We start from the raw sequence: 14,282 nt of genomic DNA, 5'->3' as shown, positions 1-14,282 counted from the left end.
TTCCTCTCTCGCATTCCCGTCGCGACAGGCGGCCGATGCTGTGAGCGCCCGGAATACGCCCTGGCGTTCTAGCAGGTCACGGCCGTCCATCAAGGGGATTGTAGGCCGGTCGTCCCAGAACGCGGACATCAGGAGGCCCGTACGCGGATCGCGTACGGGCCTCCTCGTGTGTCGCGCGGCGCCACCCACTCACATCCTCGGCGGTGGTGACGCTCCGCTCGCCCTCGTGGCTACCGCCAGTTAGCGTTACCGCTCGTGCCGCCGGTCGCGGTAGCTCCTCACTCGCTTCGCGGGCGGCTCGTACCTCACCACCCACTCCGCTCGCTCGTTCGCTACCGCTCCACCTTGCCGGAGATGAAGTCCTCGACGGCCTTGTGGGCCTCGTCGTCGTTGTACTGGACGGGCGGCGACTTCATGAAGTAGGAGCTCGCCGACAGGATCGGGCCGCCGATGCCGCGGTCCATGGCGATCTTCGCGGCGCGCACGGCGTCGATGATGACGCCGGCGGAGTTCGGGGAGTCCCAGACCTCGAGCTTGTACTCCAGGTTCAGCGGCGTGTCACCGAAGGACTTGCCCTCCAGGCGGACGTAGGCCCACTTGCGGTCGTCGAGCCACGGCACGTGGTCGGACGGGCCGATGTGCACGTCGGCCTTTGCCATCTCGTGCGGGATCTGCGACGTGACCGACTGGGTCTTGGAGATCTTCTTGGACTGGAGGCGCTTGCGCTCCAGCATGTTCATGAAGTCCATGTTGCCGCCGAAGTTGAGCTGGTACGTGCGCAGCAGCTCGACCCCGCGCTCCTCGAACAGGCGGGCCATCACGCGGTGCGTGATGGTGGCGCCCACCTGGGACTTGATGTCGTCGCCCACGATCGGGACGCCGGCGTCGGTGAACTTCTGGGCCCAGGCGGGGTCGCTGGCGATGAACACCGGCAGCGCGTTGACGAACGCGACCTTGGCGTCGATGGCGGCCTGCGCGTAGAAGCGGTCGGCCTCTTCGGAGCCCACCGGCAGGTACGACACGAGCACGTCGGCCCGGGTGTCCTTGAGCACCTGCACGACGTCCACCGGCGTCTCGTCGGACTCCTGGATGATCTCGCGGTAGTACTCGCCGAGACCGTCGAAGGTGTGGCCGCGCTGCACGGTCACGCCGGACGGCGGGACGTCGCAGATCTTGATCGTGTTGTTCTCGCTGGCCACGATCGCCTCGGACAGGTCACGGCCGACCTTCTTGGCGTCCACGTCGAACGCGGCGACGAACTCCACGTCACCGACGTGGTAGTCGCCGAACTGGACGTGCATCAGGCCGGGGACGCGGATGTCGGGCGAGGCGTCCTTGTAGTACTCGACTCCCTGGACGAGCGAGCTCGCGCAGTTGCCGACACCGACAATGGCGACGCGCACTGAACCCATGCGGGATGCTCCTTTTTTCTCTTGATGCCGGGACGCGCTCGCGTCTCTCAGCGGTTCTCTTCTTCTTGTTGCTGTGCGCGCTCGCGCCCGATCAGCTCGTTGAGCCACCGGACCTCGCGCTCGACCGACTCCAGCCCGTGCTGTTGCAGCTCGAGCGTGTAGTTGTCGACTCGCTCCCGAGTCCGGGCCAGCGCCGCGCGTACGCCCTCCAGCCGCTCCTCGAGGCGGCTGCGCCGGCCTTCGAGAATCCGCAGCCGTACGTCGGCGCGGGTGTGAGCGAAGAAGGCGAAATGCACTCCGAAGCCCTCGTCTTCCCAGGAGGCGGGGCCCGCCTCGGAGAGGAGCTCCTGCAGGCGCTCCTTTCCTTCAGCGGTGAGCTTGTACACGATCTTCGAGCGGCGGGTCGCGGCCGGCCGGACCGCCGCGGGCTCCTGGTCGTCCTCGATGATCAACCTCTGCGCGAGCAACTGCTTCAGGCAGGGGTAGAGCGAGCCGTAGGAGAAGGCACGGAACATGCCGAGCAGGGCGTTGAGCCGCTTGCGCAGCTCGTAGCCGTGCATCGGAGACTCGTGGAGCAGCCCGAGCACGGCGAGCTCGAGCTCGCCACCCTTGCCTCTCATGCGCCCCTCCGTTCGGCCACTTCCGTCCGACCACTCGCCTCGATGTATCGCTCGAATGTATCGAACCGATACATCAGAACGATACGGCGGCGGATGGACGGTCGCAAGCGCCCGCGTGCCGGGGCTTCCGGTGAAACCGGTGAGGGCGCGGGCCAGAGGCTGGGGCGACCCTTGCGGGACGTCGTACTCTGCTGGCATGTGGTCGCAGCGAATGGTCGTCGACTACGGGCTCGCCCGGCGGGCCACTCTGTCCGACCTGTTCTCCGGCGGGCTGACCGTCGACGACGCCTGCGACGCGCACCCGTACCTGCTGAGGGCCGCCAAGTACCACGGGGAGCCGACCGACAAGGAGTGTCCCGTCTGCCAGAAGGAGCGGCTCACCCATGTGACGTACGTCTATGGTGACCAGCTGGGCCGCTACGCCGGCCGGGTCAAGGCCACTCCGGAGCTCCAGCAGATGGCCCGCGAATTCGGAGAGTTCCGGGCGTATGTGGTCGAAGTATGCCAAAGTTGTGGCTGGAACCACTTGACTCTTTCGTACGTACTTGGACATGGGGAGACCAGCTCGGGCGAAGGTAGGACCGCACGCACGTAGCCGCGTTCCGGCGCGGAAACCCCACAGGCGGTCTCGTATGCCTGCCCGCCCCAGTACTGTCGGACGGATGTACGCCGTACCCCAGTGAACGAGGTCGCGTGAGTTACGGAAGCGATTACGGGCCAGAGTACGGGCAACGGGGAAACCAGAGGCCCACCCCGCCGACCCGGCCGCAGACGCCGGTCGGACGGTCGGATCGACCGTCGCTGCCCAGCGGCTCGCCGCAGGGCGGCGTCGAACGCTACGGGGGCCAGCAGCGCCGCCCCGGTGGCCCTCCGCGCCGTCCAGGCGGTCCCGGAGGCCCGGGCGGAGGCTCGGGCGGCCCGGGTGGTCCCGGTCGCCGGCGCGCCGGCGGTGGTGGCGGCGACGGAGGCCGTCGCGGGCCCCGCGGCAGGGTGCCGGAGAAAGAGGGCTGGCGGCGGTTCATGCCGTCGTGGAAGGTCGTCCTCGGCGTCATGGGCATCGGCACGCTCGCCTCGATCTGCATGGTCGGGGTCGCGTACGCGATGGTCAAGGTGCCCAAGGTGAACTCCGACGCGACGATCCAGGGCTCGACGATCTACTACAGCGACGGCAAGACCGTGCTGGGTAAGATCGGGTCTTCGCGGACGATCGTCCAGTTCGACCAGATCTCGCCGGCCATGCAGAACGCCGCGCTGGCCGCGGAGGACCGCAAGTTCTACTCCGAGTCGGCGATCTCCCCGACCGGCATCGCCCGTGCCATGGTCAACAACCTGTCCGGCGGTGACACGCAGGGTGGCTCGACCATCACTCAGCAGTACGTCAAGAACGCCTACTTGAACCAGCAGCGCACGATCACGCGTAAGTTCAAGGAGTTGTTCATCGCCGTCAAGGTCGGCAAGCAGCAGGACAAGAAGACGATCCTGCAGAACTACCTCAACACGATTTACTTCGGCCGCGGCGCGAACGGCATCGAGGCCGCGGCCCAGGCGTACTACGGCGTGCCCGCCAAAAACCTGACGATCCAGCAGGCGGCCGTCCTCGCGGCAGCGATCAAAGAACCGGACGACGGCTCGGGGACCTCGTACTACGACCCGCGCAGCACGGGCAAGAAGCGCGCCGACGCCGTCGGTCGCTACAACTTCGTTCTCAACGGCATGGTCAAGATGGGCCAGCTGTCCCCGCAGGACTACGCCAAGTACAAAGACCGTCCGGCGATGACGATCAAGTACAAGGAGGCCCAGACCTACGCCGGCCAGAGGGGTTACCTGATCCAGCGCACGAAGAACGTCATGCGCAACATGGGTATCTCCGAGGCGGATCTGCAGACCAAGGGCCTGAAGATCTACACCACGTGGGACCAGGGCATGCAGGCGAAGGCCAAGACGGTCGTGGAGCGCACCCTCACCGCCAACCACCTGCCCAGCGACACCCGTGTCGGTCTTGTCACGATCGATCCCAAGAACGGGGAGATCAAGGCGGCGTACGGCGGCAAGGACTACCTCAAGCGCTACTTCGACGACGCCTTCCAGTCGACGGCCCAGGTCGGTTCGGGCTTCAAGCCGTACGTGCTCGCCACCGCGCTGAGCCAGGGCATCGGGCTCAAGAGCCGGTTCGACGCGAGCGCGCCCGCGTGGATCGACACCAAGGGAGACCGCGTGTCGCAGGGCGGCGACGCGTTCCAGGTGCACAACGACGAGGGCAACCCCACGAACCCGATCGTCGACCTCGTCACGGCGACCCAGATGTCCTACAACACGGTCTACGTACCACTCGGCTTCAAGGCCGGCTCCGACAACGTCGAGAGCCTCGCGGAGAAGGCCGGGCTGCCCGACGAAGCCATGAAGCCGCACGTCGGCCAGGCCGGTTTCTTCCTGGGCCAGTCCTCGATGACCGTGCTGGACCAGGCGACCGGGTACGCCACGATGGCCAACGACGGCGAGTACATCCGCCCGCACACCATCCGCCGGGTTCTGGACTCCCAGAGTCACCCGTACATGCAGTCGAAGTGGAAGAACGTCGAGCACAGGCGGGCGTTCGACGCCGACGTCGCGCACGACACTCAGTACGCCATGCAGTCCGTGGTCAAGACGGGCGGCACCGGCTTCCGGGCCGCGCTGCCCGGCCGGCAGGTCGCCGGCAAGACCGGTACCACGAACGAGAACAAGGCCGCCTGGTTCAACGGCTTCACCCCGAAGCAACTGGTGACCTCGGTCGGGATGTGGCGATACGACGATGCGATCACCAAGGGCAAGCACAAGCGCGCCGGCCGCTACCTGCCGATGGTGGGCATCGGCGGTATCCCGAGGGTCAACGGTGGTGACTTCCCGGCGCGGATCTGGCACGACTACATGAGCGCCGTGCTGCAGGGCAAGGAGGCCACGACGTTCCCGCCGCCGGCGTACGTCGGCGACGACCAGGCCTTCGCCACGCCGAAGCCGAGCCCGGACCCGACCCCGTCGGACACCCCGACGCCGACCTGCCTGCCGAACCAGAACCCGATGAGGGACCACTGCAAGCCCGATGACGGCGGCGGCCAGAACCCGGACTGCACCATGCACCCGAACCGGCCGCAGTGTCCGGACAGCACGCCTCCGACGACGCCGACCTGTAACCCGCTCACGGGCTGCCACACGCCACCGGGCAAGGGCGGGGGCGGAGACGGGCAGGACACGAACGGCCGCGCCGCGCGGCCGATCGACGACGAATAGTCTGACGGTTCATGCAGGAGCCCCAGGTCACCGACGGGGCCGGAGGAGTCGCGCGCTCCTCCGGCCCCGCCGCCGTACGCACCGGACCATGGCACGCGGTGCCCGCGCTGTTCGCCACGACCGTCGTCGTCTCGGTCCTGGGGTACCTGCAGAAGATGCCCTGCCGTGGCGTCGGCTTCGACTTCGTGCCGACGGTGCGCAACGCCTGTTACACCGACATCTATCCGCTCTACTTCGGGCGCGGCCTCGCCGACGGCAAGATCCCCTATCTCGACAAGATCCCTGAGCCGGTCGAGTACCCCGTGCTCACCGGCGGGTTCATGCACGTCATGGCCGTGATCTCCCGCTGGTTCGGCGGCCCGGACGCCGTCTCGCGCGGCATGTGGTTCTACGACCTGACGGCCGTGGCGCTCATCCTCTGCGCCGTCGTCACCGTCATCGCCACCGCGTACGCCGCGGGGCGGCACGGCCTGCGCGCCGGCCTGCTCGTCGCCGCCTCGCCCGCGCTGCTGCTGTCGGCGTACATCAACTGGGACCTGCTCGCCGTCGCGCTGTCCGCGCTGGCGGTCACGGCCTGGGCGCGGCGGCACCACGCCACCGCGGGCGTGCTGCTCGGCCTCGGTGTGGCCGCCAAGTTCTATCCGCTGCTGTTCCTCGGCCCGCTGTTCCTGCTGTGCCTGCGCGCCGGCCGGTGGCGGGAGTTCGGCCGCATGCTCGCGGGGGCGGTCATCGCCTGGCTCGTCGTGAACGTGCCGATCATGCTCGCGGCCTTCGACAGCTGGAGCCGCTTCTACACCTTCAACCAGGAGCGCCCGGTCGACTGGGGATCGATCTTCTTCATGGCCGGGCGCAAGGGCATGTCCTCCGTCGACAACGTGCCGACGCTGAACCTCATGGGCGAGGCCGGGTTCGCGGTGCTGGCGCTGCTCATCGCCCTGCTCGTGCTGCTCGCGCCGCGACGGCCCCGGCTGCCGCAGGTGCTGTTCCTCGTGCTGGCGGCGTTCCTGCTCACCAACAAGGTGTGGTCGCCGCAGTACGTCCTCTGGCTGCTGCCCGTCATCGCGCTGGCCCGGCCCAAGCTGCCCGCCTACCTGCTGTGGCAGGCCGGAGAGATCGTCTACTTCTTCGGCATCTGGTGGTACCTGATGGCCGGATCGCTGGAGCAGCCGGGAATGGGCCTGTCCGACACGCTGTCGGCGGTGCTGTCCGGGCACGCGCCCGCCGGCGGCATCAACGACAACGTGTACTACATCGCCCTGCTCGCGCGGTTCCTCACCGTCCTGCTGCTCGCCGCGCTCGTCGTCGTCGACATCCTGGTCCCGCGGCTCGACGTCGTACGCCGCGACGGCGTCGACGACCCGGCCGGCGGTGTCCTCGACGGTGCGGAGGACCGGTTCGTGCTGCTCCGGCGTCCGGCACCCCGGGCAGCATGAGTGGCCGTTCGCACGGGTAAGGGCGCCGGCCTCGTCTCCGCCGTCGGTACCGACCGCGCCGCGCTGGGCGCGTGGGCCGGCACCCGCCTGGGCGTGCTCGTCCTCTCCGTCGCGGTCGCGGCCTACTGGTCGTACGGGGACCTGAAGGACTCCTTCCTCGACCGGTGGACGCAGTGGGACGTCGACCTGTTCATCGAGATCGCCAAGTACGGCTACCGGGGCGATCCGAGCCAGCCGCAGGACGCGGGTCTGCCGGCGTTCTTCCCCGGCCTTCCGATCCTGATCCGCGCCGTCCACTATGTGGTCCCGAGCTGGGAGCTGTCGGCGCTGCTGATCAGCCTCGTGGCCGGGGCGGTGGCGATGGTCGCCCTCGCCCGTCTCGCCCGCCTCACGGGCGGGGACGCGAAGGCCGTGGTGGCGTTGCTGCTCAGCCCGTACGCGGTGTTCCTGTTCGCGGGGTACTCCGAGGCGCTGTTCCTGGCCTTCGCGGTGCCCGCCTGGCTGCTGGCCCGGCAGCGCCGCTGGGAGCCGGCCGTCCTGTGCGCGATGGGGGCGACGTGCGTACGCGTCACCGGGATCTTCCTCGCGGCGGCGCTGATCGTGGAGTTCCTCGTGGCGGACCGGCGATGGCGGCTGACACCGTGGCTCGTGCTGCCGTTCACACCCGTGGCCGCCTACGCGCTCTACCAGTGGCGGCGTACGGGTGACTGGCTGGCGTGGCAGCACGCCCAGCAGGAGGGCTGGGGCCGGTCGATGGCCTGGCCATGGGACGCGTTCCGTACGACGTGGCAGGCGGCGTTCGGGGACCACAACGAGTTCACCGGGGCCTTCCGGGTGGAGATCGTCGCGGCGATCGTGGGCGTCGCCCTGACCTGCTGGCTGCTGGCCCGGCGCCGCTGGTCGGAGGCCGTCTATGTCGGGCTCCCGCTCGCCTCGCTCCTGACCTCGGCCTTCTACCTGTCGATCGGACGGGCGGCGCTGCTGTGGTGGCCGCTGTGGCTGGGCATCGGCAGGCTGCGGTGGCCGGCGTACCTGGTGGTGATCGTGGTGTTCGTGCCGCTGCTCACCGAGGAGGTCATTCTGTTCACCTCCGGGCACTGGGCCGGCTGAGGCTTCCGCACCGGGCGTCCGCGGGCGCATGATCGGGGTAGGGAGCTGCGAATGATCGAGGAACTGCTGACCGGGCGCCGGAAACCGGGCGTGCACTCGTGGGCCGCCGACCGGCGTGAGGCGGCCCGCGGCGTCACCGAGGCCGAGCGCGCGGGCTGGCGGGTGTTCTGGCTCGACGGCGCCGGCGTGCGCGACAAGCGGACGCTGCTGACGCGGTGTGCCGAGGAGTTCGCGCTGCCGTCGTACTTCGGGCACAACTGGGACGCGCTGCAGGACTCCCTACGCGACCTGTCCTGGACGCCGGCGAACTGCGGATACCTCGTGGTGTACGACCACTGGGGCGAGCTCGCGGACGCCGACCCGGCCGCGCACCGTACGCTCGTGGACGTCTTCGAGACCGCCGTCGCCCACTGGCGGGACACCGCCACGCCGATGGCCGTGCTGCTGCTGTCGCCCGCCGAGCCCGGGGCCGGCGATCTCTAGAGGTTGTCGCGGAGCCAGGCGATGTCGGCGGCCTGCCCGTCGCCGGGCGTCTCGACGATGACCGGCGCGCCGGCCTCGCGCACGACCTTCAGGATCAGGTCGGGGTCGATCTTGCCGTCGCCGAGGTTCGCGTGCCGGTCGGCGCCGGAGCCGAAGGCGTCACGGCTGTCGTTGCAGTGCACCAGGTCGATCCGGCCGGTGATCGCGCGGACCCGGTCGACGATGTCCGCCAGATCCTCGCCCGCCGCGTGCGCGTGGCAGGTGTCCAGGCAGAAGCCCACGTCGAAGCCGTCGAGGGCGTCCCACAGCCGCGCGATGCGTTCGAGCATGCGCGCCATGGCGTTGTCGCCGCCCGCGGTGTTCTCGATGAGCACCGGAATGGGGCACTCCATGCGCTCGAAGACCTTGCGCCAGTTGTCGAACCCGACCTGTGGATCGTCCTTCTTCAGCACGTGGCCGCCGTGCACGATCAGGCCCTTGGCGCCGATCTTCGCCGCGCCGTCGAGCTGCTGGGCGAGGATCTTGCGGCTCGGGATCCGGATGCGGTTGTTCGAGGTCGCGACGTTGACGACGTACGGAGCGTGGACGTAGACGTCCACGTCGGAGTCGCGGATCGCCTCGTGACTCTCCGGCAGCACGGGGGCCTTCCACCCCTGCGGGTCGCCGAGGAAGAACTGCACGGCCTCCGCCTTCTTGGCGGCGGCGGAGGCGAGAGGGTCGGTCTGGTCCACGTGGGCTCCGATACGCACCATGGCGACGAGCCTACGCGCAAGAGACCGCCCGGAGCCCCATGCTTGCCGCGAGGAGCGCCGGACGGTCGCTCAGATCATGAACCCGCCGTGCCGGAGCCCGAGTCCGAGGCCCAGGAACGCCAGCCCGAGGCCGATGACGTTGACCCAGCGTTCGGCTGTCGTCGCCGAGACCAGCTGGGAGTACAGGCCGAAGACCACGGTCACGATGCCGACGCAGACCGCGATGAAGTGCGTGGGATGCACGGCGCCGCACACGAACGCGATCACCCCGCCGACGATCGTGACGAACGCGAGCGACGCCTCGCGCTGGTACTCGTGCGGGTGGGCCCGGTGGTGCACCGGCCGCTGGTGGGGGGTGTGGACGTCGGTGGCGCCGTTGTCCGCGGCGGTGTGGTCGCGGGGTCGCCGATGTTGATGCCTGGACAGAACGTTCCGCATGGTTTTCTTTCCCCCCGTGATTCGTCCGTTTTCGGGGTGATTCCCGCGGTGGCCTGGGCCCATGTCGGTGTGGGCGGGCCCGATTCTGTCCGACCCACCCGATACCCTCGAACGTGGTTTCGAACGGAGGCCTGAGATGATGACCCGCGACCTGACGGCCGTCGACGACGTCGAGCTGATCGAGGAGCTGTCCCTGCTGACCACCCAGACCGCGCGCATGCGGTCACGGATGGCCGACATCATGTCCGAGCTCGACCGGCGCAGGGCGAGCTAGTCCTCGCGTCCCGGACGATTGAGCTGCTCGTTGTTGGTAGCCTGTGTCGATCGCGCGGAGCCGATCCGCGACGAGACGCAAGGCCCTCCTGTCACGGAGAGACCGTGACCGCACCAGTCCAAAGGAGGTTGGGACTCGCATGCGTCGTTATGAGCTCATGGTCATCCTCGACCCCAACACCGAAGAGCGCACTGTCGCTCCGTCGCTCGACCAGTTCCTCACCGTCGTGAAGAGCGACGGCGGCAGCGTCGAGAAGGTCGACGTCTGGGGCCGCCGGCGCCTTTCGTACGACATCGACAAGAAGTCCGAGGGCGTCTACGCGGTGATCGACCTGACGGCCACCCCCGCCACGGTCAAAGAACTCGACCGGCAGCTGAACCTTCAGGACACCGTCCTGCGTACGAAGGTCATCCGGCCCGAGGCTCACTGAGTCTTCCGGCCGCCCACGTAATCCGAATCTGTTAGCTGGAGAGCCGCATGGCAGCAGGCGACACCCAGATCACGATCGTCGGCAACCTCGTCGACGATCCGGAACTGCGCTTCACCCCCAACGGCCAGGCGGTCGCGCGCTTCCGCGTGGCCTCCACCCCACGTTTCCGCGACCAGCAGTCCGGTGAGTGGAAGGACGGCGAGAGCCTCTTCCTCACCTGCAACGTCTGGCGGCAGGCGGCCGAGAACGTCGCCGAGAGCCTCCAGCGGGGCATGCGGGTGATCGTGCAGGGCCGGCTCCGGCAGCGGTCGTACGAGACCCGCGAGGGTGAGAAGCGCACCGTGTACGAGGTCGAGGCCGACGAGGTCGGTCCGTCCCTGAAGAGCGCCACCGCGAAGGTCAACAAGACCCAGCGGCAGGGCGGCGGGGGCGGCGGCTTCGGTGGCGGCGGCGGTGGCGGCCAGGGCGGCGGCGGCTTCGGCGGCGGCAACCAGGGCGGCGGCTTCGGCGGCGGCCAGGGTGGCGGCGGCGGTTTCGGCGGGGGCAACCAGCCCGCCGACGACCCGTGGGCCACCGGAGGCGGCGGCGGAGGATTCTCCGACGACCCGCCGTTCTAGCCCCTGCGACACCTCTCATCATCCAACCGACCATTCCCGCGCGAGCGGGGCTCTCCTAGGAGGAGCACCACGATGGCGAAACCGGCACCACGCAAGCCGAAGAAGAAGGTTTGCCTGTTCTGCCAGGAGAAACTCTCCTACGTCGACTACAAGGACACGGCGCTGCTGCGCAAGTTCATCTCCGACCGCGGCAAGATCCGCGCTCGCCGGGTGACGGGCAACTGCACCCAGCACCAGCGCGACGTCGCCACCGCGATCAAGAACGCCCGCGAGATGGCGCTGCTGCCGTACACCAGCACGGCTCGCTGAGAAGGGAGACACTGATCATGAAGCTCATCCTGACTCAGCAGGTCTCCGGGCTCGGTGCCCCGGGCGAGGTCGTCGAGGTCAAGGACGGCTACGGCCGTAACTACCTGATCCCGCGCGGCTTCGCCATGCAGTGGACCCGTGGCGCGGAGAAGCAGATCGCCTCGATCCGCAAGGCGCGCGCCGCCCGCGAGATCGCCAGCATCGAGCAGGCGGAGTCCATCCGCGGCGAGCTCGAGCGCCTCAAGGTCCGCCTGCGCACCCGCGCCGGTGAGAGCGGCCGCCTGTTCGGCGCCGTGACTCCGGCCGACATCGCGGGCGCGGTGAAGGCGGCGGGCGGCCCGGAGCTGGACAAGCGCCGCATCGAGGTCGCCAACCCCATCAAGACGGTCGGCGCCCACTCGGTCGCCGTCCGCCTGCACTCCGAGGTCAGCGCCAAAATCAACATCGAGGTCCTCGCCGGCTGACAGCCGACAGCACCTCATCGAAGGGCCGGGTCCCCGAACGGACCCGGCCTTTCGCCTGCCCCCACCCAGCGAACGCCACGGCCACCGCAGTGCGGCCACCGCCGTCCAGGACATGCTCCGCGGCGCTGTGCCGATCGGCACGGAACCGTGCCCGGTGGTCATGGACCTGTCCACGGCACCGCCCCGGTTCGGGCGGTGGCTGTGGGCGGAGGTGCTGATGGGCGGGGCTTGTCGTTCGGTGGTGGACGTCACGGTCGCCGGCAGTGCGGTCGGCGCCGTCCGGAGCGTGCTGCGCGGCGCTGTGCCGATCGGCACGGAACCGTGCCGGTGGTCATCGACCTGTCCACGACACCGCCCCGGTTCGGCGGCGGCTGTGGGCGGAGGTGCTGATGGGCGGGGCTTGTCGTTCGGTGGTGGACGTCACGGTCGCCGGTAGTACGGTCGGCGCCGCCCGGAGCGTGCTGCGCGGCGCTGTGTCGATCGGCCCCGGGCCGTGCCTGGTGGTCATCGACCTGCCCACGACGCGGTCCGGTTCCGCGTCGGTTGCTGGTGCAGGTGGTGCCGGGCGGGGGGTTTCGGTTCGGCGGAGTCTTCGCCACGTACCGGTCGAGGCACCGCATCGTTGGGTGACCTTGGATCCGCGGCGTTCGACGAGAGCACGGAGCCCCGCGAGCCGCCCGGCACCTTCCGCGTGCCCGGAAGGTTGTTCTCCACAGCCTGTGGAAAACCTGTCGGGAGTGGCGGCCTGAGACGGGTGGAACGCCGCGAGGCCGTGGCGTGACATTCCCGCTGTCCGCAGCGGGGAAACGATGCCGCAGACCAGCCGGAGCCCTGGGCCGAGACGTGTTCGGCAGATCGATCGCTCCGCAGGACGTAGGTCGTGCACTCTGCGGAACATCCCGCTTTCAGCCGACTTGATGCTCGCCTACGACCCCTGCGGCAAGGTACGCCTCCGCGCGCCGGTGTATCGCAGGTCGCGATGAAGGTGGAGAAGGCGACCGCAGGGTGATTCTTCCGGGTTGGGTGGCTCCTCGGCCCAGGGACGCACAGCCTACGGAAGGGCTGTGGGTAACTCTGCCGTGGGTTGTGGATAACTCCGCGTCGCTCCCTGCGAAGCGTGCCAACACGCCGGTCGTCGCCGCCCCGTCAACCCGCGTTACCAGGGCGGTGCCGTATTCCCCGCGAATGGGGTTCCGGTGGGGCCGTTTTCGGGTTTATCCGTCGTTCCACGTGAAACGCCCTCGCTGGATGTGCTCGCATTTTGTGATCACGCGGTTACGCTGGCGGTCAGTCGCGGACCGGGGGTGATCGCGATCGGCGCCGAGGGGATACTCCGCCGGCATCTGCTGCGTACGGCTATCGGAGTCGCCGCTGCGGATGTGATGCTTGCCGGGGGTTCCCTGCGAGCGAATGCGGACGGTATGCCGAAGGTCTACACGCGGAAGGACTGGGGTGCGGTCGCGCCGAAGCGGCCGCCTCGTGTGCTGGATCGGCCGCCGGACCACATCATCGTCCATCACACCGCCTCGCCGAACGTGAGTGACACCTCGCGGGCGCACGCGTTCGCGTTGTCGCGGCAGATCCAGCGGTTTCACATGGAGTCGCGGCACTGGGACGACATCGGAGAACAGCTGACGATCAGCCGTGGCGGCTACGTCATGGAGGGCCGGGCGGGCGCCCTGGCGGCCATCGGACGGAACGAGCTCGTCGTCGGCGCGCAGTCGCTGCACCACAACCAGCACACCCTCGGCATCGAGAACGAAGGCACGTACCTCAAGGACGACGTGCCCGTGAAGCTGTGGCGGTCACTGGTCGAGGTCTGCGCCTGGCTGTGCACGGCCCACAACCTCGATCCCGCCACCGCGATCGTCGGTCACCGCGACTACAACGACACCGACTGCCCCGGTGACGTGCTCTATCGCCGGCTGCCCCGCCTCCGCAAGGAGGTCGCCCGCAAGCTCGGCTCCGACGCCGGCCCTCCGGAGGACGACGACGCCGACTCGGAGGCCAGCCGGCGCGCCTTCCTGGCGCAGCACCGGCATCGAGGCGGCAAGCACCGGCACTAGGGTCTGCCCGGTGGACCGACACCGGCACGGTTCGAAACTCGGTTGCGGTCTCTGACCGAGTCGACCCATGCTGGCGGCCATGCTGATCCGAGAGGCGTTGCCGCACGACTGGCCCACGATGTGGGCGTTCATGGAGGGCATCGTCCGGGCCGGTGAGACGTTCTCATGGGATCGGGACACCACCGAATCCCAGGCCAGGCAGATGTGGTTCCCCGAGCCTCCGGGGCGCACCTTCGTCGCGGTGGACGCGGCCGGGACCGTTCTGGGTACGGCCAACAGCGTTCGCAACCACCGTGGCGGCGCAGCCCACATCTCCAGCGCGAGCTTCATGGTCGATCCGCGCCACTCCGGCCAGGGCGTCGGACGGGCGCTCGGCGAGCATGTCCTGGCGCAGGCGCGCAAGGACGGCTTTCGAGCGATGCAGTTCAACGCCGTGGTGGAGACCAACACCCGGGCGGTGGCGCTGTGGAGGTCACTAGGTGTTCTGTCCCGTGAGGTTGGGGATGCGGCTGGCGGGTGGTCGGCCTCCTAGCGCGGTGTGTGCGCGGTGGTGATTGTAGGTGTGCAGCCACTCGGGGAAGGCTTGGCGTCGTTCGGTCTCTGACCG

The 14,282-nt window shown here is 68.9% G+C and carries 17 protein-coding genes; 12 read left to right on the top strand and 5 right to left on the bottom strand.

From position 1 onward, the window contains the following. Window positions 1-332: 332 nt before the first annotated feature. Together QSK37_RS32320 and QSK37_RS32315 are read right to left on the bottom strand one after the other, a co-directional pair. The gene (locus QSK37_RS32320) at window positions 333-1,412 is read right to left on the bottom strand and encodes an inositol-3-phosphate synthase (protein WP_285628909.1); all 1,080 of its coding nucleotides are present in this window, start codon (window positions 1,410-1,412) and stop codon (window positions 333-335) included. A gap of 47 nt (window positions 1,413-1,459) precedes the next feature. Then, window positions 1,460-2,032: a PadR family transcriptional regulator gene (locus QSK37_RS32315; protein ID WP_285577282.1), complete on the bottom strand. Its 573-nt coding sequence runs from the start codon at window positions 2,030-2,032 to the stop codon at window positions 1,460-1,462. A 196-nt stretch (window positions 2,033-2,228) separates the two neighbouring features. On the opposite strand from QSK37_RS32315, the gene QSK37_RS32310 reads away from it, so the two are divergent. The 5 genes from QSK37_RS32310 to QSK37_RS32290 all read left to right on the top strand — a co-directional run bounded on the left by QSK37_RS32310 (window position 2,229) and on the right by QSK37_RS32290 (window position 8,325). After that, complete coding sequence (locus tag QSK37_RS32310; RefSeq protein ID WP_285628907.1) at window positions 2,229-2,627, top strand: DUF5318 family protein; 399 nt, start codon at window positions 2,229-2,231, stop codon at window positions 2,625-2,627. 395 nt (window positions 2,628-3,022) lie between these two features. Continuing rightward, window positions 3,023-5,299, top strand: a complete 2,277-nt coding sequence (locus QSK37_RS32305) for a transglycosylase domain-containing protein (RefSeq protein ID WP_285628904.1) — start codon at window positions 3,023-3,025, stop codon at window positions 5,297-5,299. A gap of 11 nt (window positions 5,300-5,310) precedes the next feature. Continuing rightward, the gene (locus QSK37_RS32300) at window positions 5,311-6,732 is read left to right on the top strand and encodes a glycosyltransferase family 87 protein (protein WP_285628902.1); all 1,422 of its coding nucleotides are present in this window, start codon (window positions 5,311-5,313) and stop codon (window positions 6,730-6,732) included. Further along, window positions 6,733-7,842, top strand: a complete 1,110-nt coding sequence (locus tag QSK37_RS32295) for a mannosyltransferase family protein (protein WP_285628899.1) — start codon at window positions 6,733-6,735, stop codon at window positions 7,840-7,842. A gap of 51 nt (window positions 7,843-7,893) precedes the next feature. Next, window positions 7,894-8,325 (top strand): barstar family protein, encoded by a 432-nt coding sequence (locus QSK37_RS32290; RefSeq protein WP_285628897.1) that lies wholly within the window; start codon window positions 7,894-7,896, stop codon window positions 8,323-8,325. On the opposite strand, the gene QSK37_RS32285 is transcribed toward QSK37_RS32290, so the two are convergent. After that, window positions 8,322-9,077, bottom strand: coding sequence for a deoxyribonuclease IV (locus tag QSK37_RS32285; protein WP_285628895.1), 756 nt, complete (start codon window positions 9,075-9,077; stop codon window positions 8,322-8,324). The two genes, QSK37_RS32290 and QSK37_RS32285, sit on opposite strands and share 4 nt — an antisense overlap. A 69-nt stretch (window positions 9,078-9,146) precedes the next feature. After that, complete coding sequence (locus tag QSK37_RS32280; protein WP_285628893.1) at window positions 9,147-9,515, bottom strand: hypothetical protein; 369 nt, start codon at window positions 9,513-9,515, stop codon at window positions 9,147-9,149. Window positions 9,516-9,654: 139 nt separating this feature from the next. Between QSK37_RS32280 and QSK37_RS32275 the strand changes: the two genes are divergently transcribed. From QSK37_RS32275 to QSK37_RS32245, 7 genes are all read left to right on the top strand, one after another. After that, on the top strand, window positions 9,655-9,789 hold the full coding sequence (locus tag QSK37_RS32275) for a hypothetical protein (RefSeq protein ID WP_285628891.1): 135 nt from the start codon (window positions 9,655-9,657) through the stop codon (window positions 9,787-9,789). Between the two features lie 139 nt (window positions 9,790-9,928). Next, a complete protein-coding gene (gene rpsF / locus QSK37_RS32270; RefSeq protein ID WP_285577268.1) occupies window positions 9,929-10,219 on the top strand; it encodes a 30S ribosomal protein S6 in 291 nt (96 codons plus the stop codon). A gap of 47 nt (window positions 10,220-10,266) precedes the next feature. After that, window positions 10,267-10,836, top strand: coding sequence for a single-stranded DNA-binding protein (locus QSK37_RS32265; protein WP_285628889.1), 570 nt, complete (start codon window positions 10,267-10,269; stop codon window positions 10,834-10,836). Between the two features lie 72 nt (window positions 10,837-10,908). Beyond that, window positions 10,909-11,145 (top strand): 30S ribosomal protein S18, encoded by a 237-nt coding sequence (gene rpsR, locus QSK37_RS32260; protein ID WP_252781265.1) that lies wholly within the window; start codon window positions 10,909-10,911, stop codon window positions 11,143-11,145. 17 nt (window positions 11,146-11,162) lie between these two features. Continuing rightward, window positions 11,163-11,609: a 50S ribosomal protein L9 gene (rplI, locus tag QSK37_RS32255; protein ID WP_285577263.1), complete on the top strand. Its 447-nt coding sequence runs from the start codon at window positions 11,163-11,165 to the stop codon at window positions 11,607-11,609. A gap of 1,421 nt (window positions 11,610-13,030) precedes the next feature. Then, complete coding sequence (locus QSK37_RS32250) at window positions 13,031-13,675, top strand: peptidoglycan recognition protein family protein (protein ID WP_285628883.1); 645 nt, start codon at window positions 13,031-13,033, stop codon at window positions 13,673-13,675. 67 nt (window positions 13,676-13,742) lie between these two features. Next, window positions 13,743-14,207 carry a GNAT family N-acetyltransferase gene (locus tag QSK37_RS32245; protein ID WP_285628880.1) on the top strand — a complete coding sequence of 155 codons (465 nt, stop codon included), beginning with the start codon at window positions 13,743-13,745 and terminating at the stop codon, window positions 14,205-14,207. Here QSK37_RS32245 and QSK37_RS32240 read toward each other — a convergent pair. Next, the coding region (locus tag QSK37_RS32240) for an integrase core domain-containing protein (RefSeq protein WP_285629623.1) at window positions 14,151-14,282 on the bottom strand (132 nt) is incomplete at its 5' end. The genes QSK37_RS32245 and QSK37_RS32240 overlap by 57 nt on opposite strands.

The organism is Actinoallomurus iriomotensis, from assembly GCF_030269445.1.
Taxonomy (GTDB): Bacteria; Actinomycetota; Actinomycetes; order Streptosporangiales; family Streptosporangiaceae; genus Actinoallomurus; species Actinoallomurus iriomotensis.
This window is presented reverse-complemented; position numbering and strand designations above follow the sequence as displayed.

What these genes read in the sequence shown, in the direction of transcription:
- QSK37_RS32265 (WP_285628889.1), top strand. Translation starts at nt 10,267, where the DNA reads ATGGCAGCAGGCGACACCCAGATCACGATCGTCGGCAACCTCGTCGAC.
- QSK37_RS32290 (WP_285628897.1), top strand. Translation starts at nt 7,894, where the DNA reads ATGATCGAGGAACTGCTGACCGGGCGCCGGAAACCGGGCGTGCACTCG.
- QSK37_RS32250 (WP_285628883.1), top strand. Translation starts at nt 13,031, where the DNA reads ATGCCGAAGGTCTACACGCGGAAGGACTGGGGTGCGGTCGCGCCGAAG.
- QSK37_RS32310 (WP_285628907.1), top strand. Translation starts at nt 2,229, where the DNA reads ATGTGGTCGCAGCGAATGGTCGTCGACTACGGGCTCGCCCGGCGGGCC.
- QSK37_RS32285 (WP_285628895.1), bottom strand. Translation starts at nt 9,077, where the DNA reads ATGGTGCGTATCGGAGCCCACGTGGACCAGACCGACCCTCTCGCCTCC.
- QSK37_RS32315 (WP_285577282.1), bottom strand. Translation starts at nt 2,032, where the DNA reads ATGAGAGGCAAGGGTGGCGAGCTCGAGCTCGCCGTGCTCGGGCTGCTC.
- QSK37_RS32280 (WP_285628893.1), bottom strand. Translation starts at nt 9,515, where the DNA reads ATGCGGAACGTTCTGTCCAGGCATCAACATCGGCGACCCCGCGACCAC.
- QSK37_RS32320 (WP_285628909.1), bottom strand. Translation starts at nt 1,412, where the DNA reads ATGGGTTCAGTGCGCGTCGCCATTGTCGGTGTCGGCAACTGCGCGAGC.
- QSK37_RS32245 (WP_285628880.1), top strand. Translation starts at nt 13,743, where the DNA reads ATGCTGGCGGCCATGCTGATCCGAGAGGCGTTGCCGCACGACTGGCCC.
- rpsF (WP_285577268.1), top strand. Translation starts at nt 9,929, where the DNA reads ATGCGTCGTTATGAGCTCATGGTCATCCTCGACCCCAACACCGAAGAG.
- rpsR (WP_252781265.1), top strand. Translation starts at nt 10,909, where the DNA reads ATGGCGAAACCGGCACCACGCAAGCCGAAGAAGAAGGTTTGCCTGTTC.
- QSK37_RS32300 (WP_285628902.1), top strand. Translation starts at nt 5,311, where the DNA reads ATGCAGGAGCCCCAGGTCACCGACGGGGCCGGAGGAGTCGCGCGCTCC.
- rplI (WP_285577263.1), top strand. Translation starts at nt 11,163, where the DNA reads ATGAAGCTCATCCTGACTCAGCAGGTCTCCGGGCTCGGTGCCCCGGGC.
- QSK37_RS32275 (WP_285628891.1), top strand. Translation starts at nt 9,655, where the DNA reads ATGACCCGCGACCTGACGGCCGTCGACGACGTCGAGCTGATCGAGGAG.